The organism is Halobacteriovorax vibrionivorans (genome assembly GCF_003346865.1).
GTDB classification, from domain to species: Bacteria; Bdellovibrionota; Bacteriovoracia; order Bacteriovoracales; family Bacteriovoracaceae; genus Halobacteriovorax_A; species Halobacteriovorax_A vibrionivorans.
Genome location: NZ_QDKL01000001.1, coordinates 433322 through 447304, shown reverse-complemented (window position 1 = coordinate 447304; position 13983 = coordinate 433322). Strand labels below are relative to the sequence as shown.

Below are 13983 nucleotides of genomic sequence, written 5' to 3'. Positions count from 1 at the left end.
TAAAAACATCAATATGCCATGTCCACTTTGCTTAAATAATTCAACGCAGCTCTACGCGCACGCCATTCAAAATGATTATTTTGAGTGCCTTAATTGTTCTTATGTTTTTAAGGATCGCAATAAATTATTAGAAGCAAAAATTGAAAAAAGTCGTTATGACAATCATAATAATGATAGTGTCGACCAAGGATATGTGGACTTTCTCAATCGCCTAATTCTACCTTTAAATGAAAGACTTCATCGTCCTTCAAAAGGATTAGATTTTGGCTGTGGCCCTGGCCCGACTTTGTCTTTAGAGATGGCAAAACTAGGACACGATGTTAAAGATTATGATATTTACTACGCCGATGATAAGTCTCTCTTAGTTGAAGAAGGTTACGACTTTGTAACTTCCACAGAGGTTTGGGAACACTTCTATAGTCCATATGAAGATATTAGAAGATGTTGGAGTCTTGTAAAGCCTGGTGGGCTCTTAGGTGTAATGACTTACTTTCTTCCAGAAGATAAAGATAAATTTAATAATTGGTGGTATCTAAGGGATGAGACTCATGTAGGATTTTTTAATGAGGACGTCTTTACTTTTATCGCAAAAGAATTAGGTGCCAGTATTGAGATAATTAATCGACAGGTCGTTATTTTAAAAAAGGATTTATGATGAAGATTTATGGAATTAAAAATTGTGACACTGTAAAAAAAGCTCTTAAGTATTTAGATGCAAAAGGTGCAAGTTACGAGTTTATTGATTATAAGAAAACTCCTCCAACTAAAGAAGATTTAAAAAGATGGGACGAAGCTTTTGGTGAGTTACCTGCAAATAAAAGAGGTCCAACATTTAGAAAGATCAAGGATGAATTTGAAGGGGCAACTAAAGCACAACAGATTAAACTTCTAATAGAAAATACATCTGCTATTAAGAGACCAATACTTGAAAAGGGTAAGAAGACATTACGTGGCTTCAGCACTGAAGAGTGGGATAAAGTAGTAAAATAATAATTTATGTTAAAAGATTTAAAAGACACAAATACATATCGCAAAAAGTGCATGGGGTGTTCAAGGCCTAGCACTCTTTGCGTCTGTCATCATTTAAGGCCATTTACTTTAAATACTAAGTTTGTGATTCTTATTCATCCGATGGAGGCCAAGAAGGAAAAACTTGGTACTGGGCGAATGACTCATAAAGTTCTAGGAAATAGTGAACTCATTATGGGAATTGATTTTACTCAAGATAAGCGAGTAAACGCTTTACTTGAAGATGATGACTATTATCCAATGGTCTTATACCCAGGTGAGGATGCGCTTAATATCTCTTCTCCTACTGAAGATGATATCAAGCTTCTTTCAAAGAAGAAGCCTTTGATCTTTGTGATTGATGGAACTTGGCCTTGTGCCAAGAAGATGATGAAGCTATCAAAAAATATCAATACGCTTCCTCGTATCTCATTTTCATCAGACAAAGAGTCTGCCTTTCTCATTAAGCACCAACCTCATAAGCAGGCGCTTTCTACTGTTGAGTCGGTGCATGTCCTAATCGAAGAACTTGGAAAATTTGGTGTTGAAGAATTAGATGGAAGCCAAGACTCAATGATTACGGCCTTTAAGGCCATGGTTCAAAAGCAAATTGATATTGCCTCTGATCCAAATATCCCAAGCTATCGCGGGCGTAAAATGAACAACCAGAGGGTTGCTTTGGTGCGCGAAAAAAAGAATCGCTCCTTTATTCTCAAATAAGGCTAAAAAACCCATTTATTTGGCACTTGAAAACTATACTAAGTGATTGTAATTGCTCAGTTTGTACTTAAGTTCCTGCTTTTTTAGGATCTCTTAAGGCCCTATAATAAAATAGTATTAAATAAAGAGGGATCTTATGAGAACTTTAAGCGTACTCAATAAATTATTTACCATGGCCATCATCTTTTCGATGATCAATTTAAATATTGCTATCAATATTGAACTGGCCCGTTTCAATATCTCTTCAACTCAAGCCTACGCGCAAGCACCTGAGGACCCAGCTCCAGAAGGTGAGCCAGAAAGAGATCCGCAGCAAAGTTCATCAGGTGGTTCAATGGAATCCCAAGAAGTTCGTTCAAATGATGGAACTGTTGTACTCGAAAACACACAAGAAACAGATACGGATGCTATCACTCAAAAACGAAAAGAAATGAGTGGTACATACAACAAAGAAGAAGCAAGTGGCCTATTCAAAATCTTTGGTAATGGCGTTGTCGCACCTATTATCCTTGGGACTATTGCTTATATTACCTCGAAAATGTGGTTCTACTTTCAGCCTTCAAAGCCTTATGATATTTGGGCTGCTGTGGCGGGGGCCGTAATTCTACTTGGTAATGAATTAATGTCTATGTTTAAACAAACCGAATCACTAAAAGATCGTAAAAGTAAAATTGAATATGAAGGTCTTTCTGAAGATGGAACAGTTGATGTTTCTCAACAGCAAATGCTTGAGGAAGAGAAAGCTATTCTCGAAGAGATGAAAGAAACTGCAGAATCTAAGGCCAAGTTTCAACTTGCCGCTGGTGCTGCTTTTGCAATAGCTGCAGGAATTGCTGCAAAATTTGCAAATAGTGAACTTTCTTTAGCTCAGTTGTGTGCACAATCAGCAAATGCAGCATTTTTAGCTGCAACAGAAACGGCTGCGGCAGCTGCTACCTGTGGTGCGAGTTCATCAACTTATGTAGCAGATGGAGCAGCGAAATGTGAACTAGTGACAGTTTCAGTTGCAGAAATTGAAGGTTTAAAAGTTGTGCCTGGAGAATCAAAGCTCCAGTATGGTGAGCTTGAAACATTCCTTGCCAAGAAAGTAGCTAGTTCAACAAATTGTTCTCTTGAGTCAAGTGGAGCAGCTCTTGCAGCTATAGGTGAATGTACAGCAAACACGACTTCTTCAGTAGGAGCAACTTCGGGACAATTAAAGGCACTGGAAGCTGCAAGTGCTAATTTAAAAGCGGCTAATGCCACAATGAAAACTAATTGTACGAATTATAAATTAATTACGATGAATACAACTGGTGGAATGCAATATGAAAATCACGCAAATTTAAAACAGCCTACTATAGGTCCTTTCTATGTAAGAGTTATGAATTTACTTATAGATAAAGCTAATGCAGGTATGGGTAACTCTTTGGGAGTTCTACTTGGTTTAATTGGGGCATATCTTATTCCAACTGGTGCATATATGACAAACTTTATGCTTTCTAGTGTTAAAAGAGGATGGTTGTGGCTTGGCTTTAGTGGGCTAGCAATTGCAACTTCACAAGCGACAAAAGCAGAAGCAAAAGCAATTGATGATAATATTAAAAAGATAGAATCAATTTTGAAAAAGTTTAAGTCTGCCCAAGCTGTAACAAAGGTAGCGACTAGGAACCTATCTAAGAAGACGACTCGATTTGCAGCTTATCAACCACAAAAGATTGGAACAGAACTAGAGTGTGTTGGAGGACTTCCAAAAATTAGAACAAATAATGGATCTAAAGCATGTCCATCTCCTGAGAAATATTTAGTAGATGGTGTGAAAGGATTAAGTAATGTTGGCTTTTCAATACCAGGCGGGTTTACTGGAGCAATGGTTGATGCAACAAATGGGCTAAATGGTGCTGATACAATAAGTCCAAAAACTCAACATGCGATTGATGTAATGGGTAAGAGTGCAAATGCTATAAATAAGCAAGCAGGGAAGGCTCTTAAAAAGACTTTAGAACGTATTAATAAACAGAATAATGGAAACAAAGGCACGAAAAGATTACTTGCTTCTTTAGGCAAGGGCTTTAATAACTTAAATAAGAAAGCTGGTGGTAAAGGTGGACTTATGTCGGCCCTTCCATACTTATCACAACCACCAAAACAAGATGGTGAAGAAAATGGTGATGAGACTGCTGGTCAGCAAGATGGATTAGCAGCAAAAGCTAAAGGTGGAAATGGAATAGGTAAGTATAAAGCACCTAAGGCAGAGAAGTTTAAGTTTGATTTTGGTGCAGATGATGCACAAGCGTATGCTGCTCAAAAACATGCAGAGTTTGATGAAACAGCTCAGGCCGTTGCAAATATGGAAGAGACTCCAGATGGTGAAATTATTGAAGATAAGAGTGTTGATATCTGGAAGGTAATTTCTGTGCGCTATAAAAAGACTGCATATGATCGATTATTAAAACGTATTGAATAATTAGAAAATAAAAAGGGCCTTGATGAGGCCCTTTTTTTATAGATCGATTTTCTTAATTCTCTTATCAATTCCTAAATTCTTCTTACGATATTTATCACCGAAGTTTCTTGGGCAATCGACTGATTCGTAAGTAAAGAGTTTTGTATCATTAAAATAAGAAAGATTCTTCTTTCCATTATAATACCACTGCGAATTTGACCATGAGCTAACTTTCATCTCTGGCTCTTTGCTCTTCTCGTTGATGACAATATCATCAACACGATAGATAGAGCTTGGAGTACGACCTGACTTTGCGTAACGAGTATCGATTTCCTTCACGCATGAGTCAACTTCATAAGCAATCTCATAACTAGGAGAGCAAGCTACAAGTGTCGATAATGTAAGGATAGCTAGGCTAATTCTTTTCATACGTATCATATCGTCAGATGAAGTGATTTTCTTGAACTGTCTAAGTAATTTTAAAGAAAAATTAAGTACTTACGATATGAATTAGTTATAATATCTTAAGACAATGCCTAGAACGATATAGAAGAAGAAGTGGCAGCCGAGAGAAAGTAAGTAGCCACGATAGAAGTAAGCAATCAGGTAAGCAAAGAGCGTTCCCCCTAGAATTGAAGGAATAATAAAATAAAGGGCCTTCAGTCCAAAGATGTAAAATAGTGGGAGGTGAATAATTGCAAAGAATATTCCAAAGTATTTAACGCTATCTCTTCGATTAAAAGTCTTAATATAATATTCCACTAGAATATTAATTAGTATCTGTTGAAAGATAATATCACTAGATTTTGCAACGAAGATATTCCAACTAAAGAGTGGGAATAAAATCTTTGAATTTGTAATTTCTAATTTTTTAATAATAGAAATTGGAAAGATATAATCAATGCAAAGGGCAATGGCCAAAAAGATTGCAATGATCTTTAAGTAAGAAGCGATATGTTCTTTTGAGATCTTAAGAGAGTTTGTTGTGTAATTAAAAACAAGAGCACTTGATAGAAAAATAAGTGAATTGATTGCCCATCCTGAGTCGTAATCTAGGCCATAGTTTTCTTTTAGAATTAGATTGAGAAATCCCATAATGAAAACCCAAAAGGCCCCTAGGATAACTGTAAATTTCAATGTTTCTTGTTTCATATTTTGAAGTGTAAAGTCGTAAGAAAAATGGCGCACTCGTCAGGATTCGAACCTGAGACCGTCCGCTTAGAAGGCGGATGCTCTATCCAGCTGAGCTACGAGTGCGTAACAGTGACTTTGTGTTCAGTTAAAATAATGGCACATGCCACATTTGTCAATATAAGATGTAAAATATGTTGAAGTGATGGTAAAGTTTATATATACAAAATCACTAGGAAATTATGTCAGAAAATGCAATTAAGGCCAAAATTATTCGCTCTCATCAGCGTGACTTCGACTGTCTGATCGAGGGGACGAAGGATGTTGTTAAAGCAACTGCCCTTGGTAACCTTTTGAAGAAAGGGGAGACCTTGGTGGTTGGCGATAATGTTTGTTTAGAGACGATCCCTGAAACGGGTGAGTATCTAATCAAGGAAGCCTTAGAGCGTAAGAATGAGATTTTTAGAGTTCTTGTAAGAGTTTCAAAAAAGAAAGTTACCGCAGCAAATTGTGATTATCTGGTCATACTCTCAAGTGCAGCAAGGCCAAAGTTTAAAAGAGGAATCGTTGATCGCTTCCTTGTAAGAGCATTCCAATGGGGAGTCGAGCCTATCGTCGTCTTTAATAAGATGGATGGTTATGACCCTGAAGAATTTGATATTCAATACGAAGTGCTACGTCTTAAAGAGTTGGGAGTGAAGTACTTTGAGATCTGTGCTCTAGATCAGAATTATGAAACTCAATATCTTAAAGGTGGAATGCACGAGTTTAAAGAAGCTTTAAAGGGCAAGACTGCTCTGTTCGTTGGCCAATCGGGTGTGGGGAAATCGGAGACGATCTCATGTCTTTCAGATGGTGAAGTGGAGTTAAAGACAAAGAAGGTTGGGAAAGTCGGTAAGGGCTCTCACACAACAACTTGGTCTGAAATTGTTGATTTAGGTGACTTCTATCTCATTGATTCACCAGGTATACGTTCATTTTCTTTAGATGATATCGATCCTGAAGAACTAATTGAGTACTTTCCAGACTTAAAAGAGATCTCACGCCACTGCCAATTCTCAAATTGTACCCATGAGCCTCACAATAAGGGCTGTGCCTTTTATTCTGAGGAATATGATCCAGATACTGAAGAGGGATTAATGATTCATTCTCGACTTGAGAGCTATCATTTATTCTATTCCGAGATCTCTGAGACCCCATTTTGGCAAAAGAAGAAAAAATACTCTAAGTGATTGATTTTATGAACTTGTTTGTATGGAATTTCTTGCCCAAGCACGAATTTATCTAATGTTTACCTCATGAAATTCTCCCTTTTGACGACAAGTAAGTCAGTAAATTTATCGTTATAAGGGGTAGAAATGTCTGACAATAAAGTAATCAACTTCCAAGCTAAAAGAGAAGAAAATATTGAAAAGAAACGTCGTAGTTTTGAGCGTATTTGTTTCAATAATTTTATGGGAGCTTACTCGGTAATTGAGTCAGACGGTTATTCTTATCCTATTAATATGGTTGATATCTCAAAAGATGGACTTTCATTTAATGTTCCATGGAATGAGAAAACAGATACAAAAATTAAGCTAGGGGAAGACCTCAAGCTTAAATTCTACTTCACTAAAGGTTCTTATATTCCTGTAATCGTTACGATTCGTCATAGCGCACTGACAGAGGGAGCTGATGGTGTCACTTATATGCAATATGGTTGTGAGTTTGATAAATCAATGCACTCATTCAAGGCCATGGAGCAGTTCATTAACTTTATCTATGCATTCTCAGAGTATTCAGTAGTGGATAATGGTGAGATGAAGTCACTGTTCATTTAATCGCTTATCTAATTGCAATTAGGCTTTGAACCTTATAATATCGGGCCATGAAAATAGCTATTTTAGGAAGTGATAGAGAGGCTCTTGACGCCTACCAGTATTTTACTGAGCTTGGTGTTCATGTGAAGCTTTTTGGTGAATTTAATCCATCTATGGATTTAAGTGGTGTTTCACATAAGAATGTGAAAATTGCTCGCGTACACAAAAGATTTATTGCCCCTTCTCATCGCTTTGAGAGTCGATCTCGAATGGCCGACACGTTTCGAGTTGTTTTCAACGTTAATGCAACCAGCGAAATAGAAAGACAGAAATTAGAGAATCCTGAGATCTTTGAAAAACTTGGTGAAGATGTTTTGGAGTCTCTAAAAAACTCAATTGAGTCCTTTGAAGACTTTGACTTCGTTTGTTTCTCAAATGAATTATATCGTCCCAATGCTATGGGAGCTGCGAATGTTTGTGCTCTTAATGAAAAGACATTAAGAAATGATGAGAGACTAACTTATCACAGTGAGCATCAGTCTTGTCTTGATGCAATTAAGCAAGCACGTAACTTATGTCTTGTTGGAAGTGGACGCGAGAACCTAAGGCTCCTTAATGAGCTTAAGGATGTGTATCTCGAAGACCTAACAAAGACAATTCAACTTGTAACAAGTGAAGAGATCCCGTTTGATGGGATTGATTTAAAAGATAAAGAATTAATAGATGGTTTTAGAGATCTTCTTTCAAAAGATCGTGAACAATTTAATTCTGAAGTCACTGAATTTGAAAAGAAGATTATGGAGTGGCGCTCTCTTGAGCCTCATATTAAAGCAAAGACTCCAGCTCCGGCCGAACCAAAGCCACGTCTCATGATTTATAATAGTGCTGTTGTTTCATCAGTTGATAAACTGCTAGATCGAGAAGGACTTTTTGTTACGATCGAAGGTAGTGAACTTCTTGGAGGAGCAGAGCAATTAAAGACATTGGCCTGTGATCGAATTTGTGTTGATCAAGGTTTATATCTTGATACGGAGAAAATAAGAGGCTTAGATCACAATGAAGAAGGCTTTTATTCACTAATTGATATGTCATTAGATGAAATTAAAGAAGATATGTTAAAATACTTTTCTAAGCAAAATTAATTAAAGGTTAAGAATTGAAATATATTTCGCTATTACTATTAACAATCTTATTCTCGTGCTCAACTGTGGTCGAGCGTGACTTTGAGAGAGTTCAGACAGATGAGTATTATCGAGACTCTGGAGCGGCAGTATACTTTCTTCCTCTTATTCCTCAATGGCGTGACTATTCAAGTGCATCTCAATGTTCTCGCTCAACTCAAATCCGTTATTTAAATATTAAAAACTTAATGACGAGTTTTTCTCTCAATCACCAGAATGCTTCACAAATTCAATATGCCTTTAACAAAATCTACCGTGAAAAGGCAAAGGGAATGGATCGAAGTCCAACACTAAAAGAAGTCGAGCAAATCTTTTTTAGTGCAAATGACCTTGTAAGTGCAACAGGTGGATATTTAAAAAGACCAAAGTTTAAGAATGTTAATATTATCTGGTTTGATAGCTACCGAGAAAACTTATCGAGACTTTCACGATTAATGAATTCTAAGTCAATGCTGCAAGGTAGACCTATTTTTGTTTCAACTTGTTTTCTAGAAGATGAAATGAAGTCAATGATGAAAAAGGCAAATGTAGTTTATGAAGGTGCTTTCTTTGTGGACTTTAGTTACTTAACTTACTTTGATGAAGCTGGAGAGTTAACATCAGAAGAGTCTTTATATATAAGAAGCTATTTAGAAAAGAGTGTTAAAAATATTAGAATATATTCTAATTCAAAACGTCCTTCATTCGTTAAAGGTCGTTATAAATTTATTAAATATTAAGGAGTAACCAATGTTTGGTTTAGGAACAAAGAAAGATTCTCACAAAGAAGAATTAGATCGTATTTACGCAAACTTCCAGACAAATATGGGAGATTTTAAAGTTGAACTTTATGCAAAGGAATGTCCTGAAACGGTATGGAATTTTGTTAACCTTGCAGAGGGAAGACAGAAGACTTCAGCAAAAGAAGGGCCATATTATGATGGGCTAATTTTCCACCGTGTTATTTCTGGATTTGTTATCCAAGGTGGATGTCCAGAAGGTTCGGGAATGGGTGGACCAGGTTATAAATTTGAAGATGAATGTCTTCCAGAACTTCGTCATGAAGGTGCGGGAATTCTTTCAATGGCAAATGCAGGGCCTGGAACAAATGGCTCTCAATTCTTTATTACACTAGGTGCAACACCACATTTAGATGGACGCCACACTGTTTTTGGTAAAGTGATTGAAGGAATGGATGTTGTGGAGAAGATTGGTGCAGTTCGTACAGGTATGCACGATCGTCCAATGCATGACATCGTTATGGAAAAAGTAACCATTGAGAGACCTTAGAATTTAATTAATTCATCTCAATTCGATCAACCATCAGTTGAATATACTTATTACCATTAAAGTAATTTAAAGCGAGCGTAAAGTAGACTTCTAATTCACAATTAGGGTCTGCTTGGCGCTCAAATATTTCATTTGGCGTAAGCGCTCCCCATTTTGTCATATAGTTAAAGCTAATTCCCTTAAGATTAATTTTCTGATTTGTAATTGAAGTGAAGTTCCAGCGAACATGCACATCTTTTAGTAGATCATAACTCTTAAGCATTGCTCCTTTAAGCTTAAAGATAGGCTTTGCATTTCCCATCCCATAAGGCTCAAGGGCATCAAGTCCTCTTAGAAGAGCAGGGTCGATTTCATTAGGTGATATTTCAAGATCATAGAAGTTCTGTACCGTTCTTTGAATCAGGGGAATAGCGCGAAGCTTTTCATTCATTGATTGTTTGAAGGCTTCATAATTTTCTTGTTTCATGGAAAGGCCTGCTGCTGCTTTATGGCCTCCAAATTTTAAGAAGAAATCACGATGCTCATTTAAGAGATGATAAATATCTAGCTCTCCAGCAGAACGAGCTGAGGCCTTGATAACACCTTCATCTTCAGCATCACTGAAAACAATGGCAGGTACTTTAAAAGTTTCAACAAGTTTTGAAGCGACAATTCCAATAACACCTTCATGAAAATGAGGAGCGTAGACGATGGAGATATCGTGATCTCCTCCACCTCTTTTAATATCATCGATAACTTGTTGTTGGGCCTCTTCAAAGACTTCTTTTTGAATGGCCTTTCTCTCTGTATTACAATTAACAAGTTGGTGATAGTACTCACGTGCCTCGTTATAATCTTTTGAAATTAAAAGTTTTAATGCGATCTCAGGATGATCAAGTCGACCTTTCGAGTTAATAAGAGGGCCAACATTAAAAGATAATTTCTCACTTGGAATAACATCTTTTGAACGATCTGTAGGATCGAAGAATGCTTTTATTCCTTCGTATTGAGTATTTTTAATCAGCTTCATTCCATGACGAACAAGCTTCATATTCATTGGAGTTAAAGGAGCAAGGTCACAAATCGTTCCAATAGCAACATATTGAAGAAGATCATAAACTGAAGGAATATCTTCACCACGTGCAAGAAGGATCTTTCTAATTTCAACACAGATTGCAAATGCAACACCAACACCAGCAAGAGGTTTCATGTCTGAGTCTGCTGGTTCATCACGACGAGAAGGATTAACAACGGCCACTGCATCTGGCATTGTTTCACGCCCATCTTTATGGTGGTCTGTAATGATTAATTTAAGCCCTTTCTCTTTTGCATAAGCTGCGGCTTCAACATTGGAGATACCACAATCAACAGTGATCATCAGATCAATGCCATCTTCAATAGCACGATCAATTGAACAATTATGTAGGCCATAGCCTTCAATAAAACGTGATGGTTGTATGAGTTCAACTTCACGATTTAATTTTTGAAAGAATTGATAGAAGAGAGCACATGAAGTTGTACCATCCACATCGTAGTCACCGTAAATTGCAATCTTTTCACCTGCATCAAGTGACTTGATAATTTCATTGGCCGCTACATCAATATCAATGAGCTCCCCAAAATTGGGCAAAGCTTTTAAATCCCAAGAAAGAAACTCACGAATATCTTCATGAGACATGCCTTTCTTGTTCAAAAGTCTTTGAACGACAGGGTGTAAATTAAAGGTATTTTCAGTACTTGTGTGTGTTGTGTTCTCCATTATTGAACGATATCACGTTAAGTAGAGAACGAGAATTAATAAAGTCTTACCAAATGACGGTAATACCCTTTATAACGTCTTCTTCATGCAGGTCGTTAACTTCAGAGAAAAGCATTCTAAACTCTTGAGAATTAGAAGCATGAATCTTATTAAAGTAGTTTGAAGGAAGAAATGACTTCTTGCAGCTATGACATTTTTGAACTTCTGTAGCAGTGTCATGCATGTGGCCACACATATGGCATTTCTTAATGAGTCTTTTTTTACTATGAGTTTTGTTTAATTCTTTCATGAATAGACCTTATTTCTTAAATGTAACAAGTATCTCTTCGAAGAATAGATGAATAAGTTTAGTAAAAATGGCAAAAATTTCCATTAAATCACAAAAGGCCGACTATTGAAGTCGGCCAATGTATCAAATAAATGGAGGGGGTGGGGTATTAAAATAGCCTAAAGTCACCTGTACTAGAGGCATCTAAAACATTTGATTGGTTGTTCATAATTGGAGTATTGCCAGTTGAATTCATACCACCGTAGCTTCCTTTTGTTGCTGAAGCTCCTAGTCTAAAGTTTTGAGCTGGGATTTGCGTTCCCCATCCAAAACCGTAGCGTGAGTAATCATAATTCTTTACCTGAATCGCTTGATCTGGTGCCAATTGCGTTCCCCAAGGCATTGATTCACTGAATCTCATCATTGGTGCATCTTGTCCGTAATAGTCATTGTAACCGTAATTCCAATTGTTGGCCGCGTTCAAGCTCTGGATAAATTGTGTCTGCTGTCTTAAATCAAGCATCATAGACATATAATCACTTTGCTGATTATTAAAGGCATCAAATGATCCAAAGTACGAATTAATCTGAGGCTTTGTAAATGACTGGGCCATTGGATTAATTAGTTGTTGCATCATGAATGCTTGCTGCTCTTGTCTTTGTTGTGCAATTTCATTTTGCATTGATTGAATATACTCAATAAGGGCAAGTTCTGTTTCTGTAAATTCAGAATCATCCTTATCTTTCTTGTCTTCTTTATCTTTGTCTTCCTTCCTTTTTTTATCTTCTTTTTCTTTTTCAGATGAAGCTACTTTAGGAGACTCTTCATTTGAATCTTCTTTCTTATATTCATCAAGTTCAGCTGTAATCTTAGCTAACTCATCTTGAAGCTTTTTGATTTCATCAGTATTAACTTCTGATTTTGCATTTTGAATTTCACAAACAAGTTTTGCATTCTCTTCTTTTAATGCTTCATTTTCTTCTTGAAGAGTAATAAGTTTTTCACTTATTAGTCTTAAGTTTTCTTTTGTTTCTTCAAATTTAGAGATTGCCTCTTTTGCAGTTTCTAGCTCAGCTGTTCGAGCTTCGATAAGCTCTTCGAGGGCCTGAATTTTCTCTTGTTTGATTGCTTCATCGACATTGTCTGTTGATGATTGGACTTCACTCAATTGTGATTTAAGTTTTGAAATCTCTTCACTACTTCTAGCAAGCTCTTCAGTCATTGTACTGGACTTCTCTTGCAATTCGCCAAAGCGTTTTGTGAGATCTTTATAATCATCGATTAATTTCTTATCTTTTAATTGAATCTCAACTTTTGTAACATGCTCAACCTTTCCAAAAAGTCTTGCGGAGTCAAACCAAAGGTCAAAGATTCCTTTTTGATGGACCTGGTAATTAGAGACCGTAATTTCTTGCACATTTTGCTCACCTGCAATTTCACGATAGTGTCCTGTGCGTTCTACGTTATTAGAAATCATCATTTCATTTTGTACGTAAGTACTCGATAGAAATAATGCACTCATAATAAATAGCTTTTTGTAACAAGCCTTCATAATTCCTCCCATTGATACAATTTATATGTTGCAATAGGCGTGCCAAGAAAATAGCCTCAAAAGCCTAAATATCGTGCAAAAATGCCATAGTTGGTGTTCATATTTTAGACACTGGCCAAAACCAATGCGCTTTTGCTTAAATATAGGCATGAAAGAAGCAATATATAAGAAGACCTATCAGGTTAGTATCAATAGCGTTAATATCAACAAGAAGCTAGGCCTCTACGGCATTTTAGGCTATTTGCAGGACATTGCTACAGTTCACGCTGAGGAGATGGGCTTTGGGCTTGAGGATATGATTAGAGACCAGTCTTTTTGGGTTCTTGTAAGACAAAAGCTTCGAATGACGAGATTTCCTGGTTGGAATGAAAAATTGGAAATTCAAACTTGGTCACGCGAGCCTCAGGGGATGTACGCTTTCCGCGATTTTGAAATTTTTCAAGATGGTGAAAAAATAGGGGATTGCTCAACAGTGTGGATGATCCTCGATGGAAAGACCAGAAAAGTTAAGAAGCCAGACTTTCCTTTAGAGAGAATTAATCCCCGCACAGATTATCAATTAGATTATATTGCACACAAGGTAGAGCCTCGTGAAAACTTTGAAAAAGTTAATACGATTGTCGTTAGAAATAGTGATCTTGACCTTAATATGCATGTGAATAATACAAAGTATTCTCAGTGGATCTTAGATTCAATTCCAATTGAATTACATAAAACAGCAAAGCTAAATGAGTTTGAAATTAACTTTATGGCCGAGACTCATCTAGGTGATGATATTGATATTTACCGCGCTCGAAATGAAGAAGGTGAACTTAATCACGATATTGTTTATAAAGGAGTTAGGCACTCGGATGGTAAGACTTGCTTTCTTGCTAAGATCTTAGCTAATTAA

15 protein-coding genes and 1 tRNA gene are annotated in these 13983 nt (G+C 36.7%); 10 read left to right on the top strand and 6 right to left on the bottom strand.

Going from position 1 to position 13983, the window contains the following annotated elements; all coding sequences use genetic code 11:
• Positions 1-13 precede the first annotated feature (13 nt).
• The 4 genes from DAY19_RS02220 (at position 14) to DAY19_RS02205 (ending at position 4174) form a co-directional block, all read left to right on the top strand.
• Positions 14-655 carry a class I SAM-dependent methyltransferase gene (locus DAY19_RS02220; protein ID WP_114705553.1) on the top strand — a complete coding sequence of 214 codons (642 nt, stop codon included), beginning with the start codon at positions 14-16 and terminating at the stop codon, positions 653-655.
• A complete protein-coding gene (locus DAY19_RS02215) occupies positions 652-990 on the top strand; it encodes an arsenate reductase family protein (RefSeq protein ID WP_114705552.1) in 339 nt (112 codons plus the stop codon). Before DAY19_RS02220 ends, DAY19_RS02215 begins: the two co-directional genes overlap by 4 nt.
• A gap of 6 nt (positions 991-996) precedes the next feature.
• Positions 997-1728: a tRNA-uridine aminocarboxypropyltransferase gene (locus DAY19_RS02210; RefSeq protein WP_114705551.1), complete on the top strand. Its 732-nt coding sequence runs from the start codon at positions 997-999 to the stop codon at positions 1726-1728.
• A 136-nt stretch (positions 1729-1864) separates the two neighbouring features.
• Complete coding sequence (locus DAY19_RS02205) at positions 1865-4174, top strand: hypothetical protein (RefSeq protein WP_114705550.1); 2310 nt, start codon at positions 1865-1867, stop codon at positions 4172-4174.
• Positions 4175-4210: 36 nt separating this feature from the next.
• Here the strand turns inward: DAY19_RS02205 and DAY19_RS02200 are convergent, their stop codons facing one another.
• The 3 genes from DAY19_RS02200 to DAY19_RS02190 form a co-directional block, all read right to left on the bottom strand.
• The gene (locus DAY19_RS02200) at positions 4211-4582 is read right to left on the bottom strand and encodes a hypothetical protein (protein WP_114705549.1); all 372 of its coding nucleotides are present in this window, start codon (positions 4580-4582) and stop codon (positions 4211-4213) included.
• An 81-nt stretch (positions 4583-4663) separates the two neighbouring features.
• A complete protein-coding gene (locus tag DAY19_RS02195) occupies positions 4664-5305 on the bottom strand; it encodes a hypothetical protein (RefSeq protein WP_114705548.1) in 642 nt (213 codons plus the stop codon).
• A gap of 28 nt (positions 5306-5333) precedes the next feature.
• Positions 5334-5410, bottom strand: a tRNA-Arg gene (locus DAY19_RS02190).
• Between the two features lie 116 nt (positions 5411-5526).
• Here DAY19_RS02190 and rsgA point away from each other — a divergent pair.
• The 5 genes from rsgA (at position 5527) to DAY19_RS02165 (ending at position 9533) form a co-directional block, all read left to right on the top strand.
• Entirely contained in the window at positions 5527-6516 is a 990-nt protein-coding gene (gene rsgA, locus DAY19_RS02185) for a ribosome small subunit-dependent GTPase A (protein ID WP_114705547.1), read from the top strand.
• Between the two features lie 126 nt (positions 6517-6642).
• Positions 6643-7104, top strand: coding sequence for a PilZ domain-containing protein (locus tag DAY19_RS02180; RefSeq protein ID WP_114705546.1), 462 nt, complete (start codon positions 6643-6645; stop codon positions 7102-7104).
• Positions 7105-7151: 47 nt separating this feature from the next.
• Positions 7152-8225: a hypothetical protein gene (locus DAY19_RS02175; RefSeq protein WP_114705545.1), complete on the top strand. Its 1074-nt coding sequence runs from the start codon at positions 7152-7154 to the stop codon at positions 8223-8225.
• Between the two features lie 14 nt (positions 8226-8239).
• On the top strand, positions 8240-8983 hold the full coding sequence (locus DAY19_RS02170) for a hypothetical protein (protein ID WP_114705544.1): 744 nt from the start codon (positions 8240-8242) through the stop codon (positions 8981-8983).
• 10 nt (positions 8984-8993) lie between these two features.
• Positions 8994-9533 (top strand): peptidylprolyl isomerase, encoded by a 540-nt coding sequence (locus DAY19_RS02165; protein ID WP_114705543.1) that lies wholly within the window; start codon positions 8994-8996, stop codon positions 9531-9533.
• A 7-nt stretch (positions 9534-9540) separates the two neighbouring features.
• Here the strand turns inward: DAY19_RS02165 and recJ are convergent, their stop codons facing one another.
• The 3 genes from recJ to DAY19_RS02150 form a co-directional block, all read right to left on the bottom strand.
• Entirely contained in the window at positions 9541-11271 is a 1731-nt protein-coding gene (gene recJ / locus DAY19_RS02160) for a single-stranded-DNA-specific exonuclease RecJ (RefSeq protein WP_114705542.1), read from the bottom strand.
• A 46-nt stretch (positions 11272-11317) separates the two neighbouring features.
• Complete coding sequence (locus tag DAY19_RS02155) at positions 11318-11560, bottom strand: hypothetical protein (RefSeq protein WP_114705541.1); 243 nt, start codon at positions 11558-11560, stop codon at positions 11318-11320.
• A 148-nt stretch (positions 11561-11708) separates the two neighbouring features.
• Positions 11709-13091, bottom strand: a complete 1383-nt coding sequence (locus DAY19_RS02150; protein WP_114705540.1) for a hypothetical protein — start codon at positions 13089-13091, stop codon at positions 11709-11711.
• 148 nt (positions 13092-13239) lie between these two features.
• Between DAY19_RS02150 and DAY19_RS02145 the strand changes: the two genes are divergently transcribed.
• Positions 13240-13983 (top strand): acyl-[acyl-carrier-protein] thioesterase, encoded by a 744-nt coding sequence (locus DAY19_RS02145; protein WP_158536748.1) that lies wholly within the window; start codon positions 13240-13242, stop codon positions 13981-13983.

Coding starts and splice junctions, on each gene's coding strand:
- DAY19_RS02200 (WP_114705549.1), bottom strand. CDS start 4,582: ATGAAAAGAATTAGCCTAGCTATCCTTACATTATCGACACTTGTAGCT.
- DAY19_RS02180 (WP_114705546.1), top strand. CDS start 6,643: ATGTCTGACAATAAAGTAATCAACTTCCAAGCTAAAAGAGAAGAAAAT.
- rsgA (WP_114705547.1), top strand. CDS start 5,527: ATGTCAGAAAATGCAATTAAGGCCAAAATTATTCGCTCTCATCAGCGT.
- DAY19_RS02215 (WP_114705552.1), top strand. CDS start 652: ATGATGAAGATTTATGGAATTAAAAATTGTGACACTGTAAAAAAAGCT.
- DAY19_RS02210 (WP_114705551.1), top strand. CDS start 997: ATGTTAAAAGATTTAAAAGACACAAATACATATCGCAAAAAGTGCATG.
- DAY19_RS02155 (WP_114705541.1), bottom strand. CDS start 11,560: ATGAAAGAATTAAACAAAACTCATAGTAAAAAAAGACTCATTAAGAAA.
- DAY19_RS02150 (WP_114705540.1), bottom strand. CDS start 13,091: ATGAAGGCTTGTTACAAAAAGCTATTTATTATGAGTGCATTATTTCTA.
- DAY19_RS02165 (WP_114705543.1), top strand. CDS start 8,994: ATGTTTGGTTTAGGAACAAAGAAAGATTCTCACAAAGAAGAATTAGAT.
- DAY19_RS02145 (WP_158536748.1), top strand. CDS start 13,240: ATGAAAGAAGCAATATATAAGAAGACCTATCAGGTTAGTATCAATAGC.
- DAY19_RS02195 (WP_114705548.1), bottom strand. CDS start 5,305: ATGAAACAAGAAACATTGAAATTTACAGTTATCCTAGGGGCCTTTTGG.
- DAY19_RS02220 (WP_114705553.1), top strand. CDS start 14: ATGCCATGTCCACTTTGCTTAAATAATTCAACGCAGCTCTACGCGCAC.
- recJ (WP_114705542.1), bottom strand. CDS start 11,271: ATGGAGAACACAACACACACAAGTACTGAAAATACCTTTAATTTACAC.
- DAY19_RS02205 (WP_114705550.1), top strand. CDS start 1,865: ATGAGAACTTTAAGCGTACTCAATAAATTATTTACCATGGCCATCATC.
- DAY19_RS02175 (WP_114705545.1), top strand. CDS start 7,152: ATGAAAATAGCTATTTTAGGAAGTGATAGAGAGGCTCTTGACGCCTAC.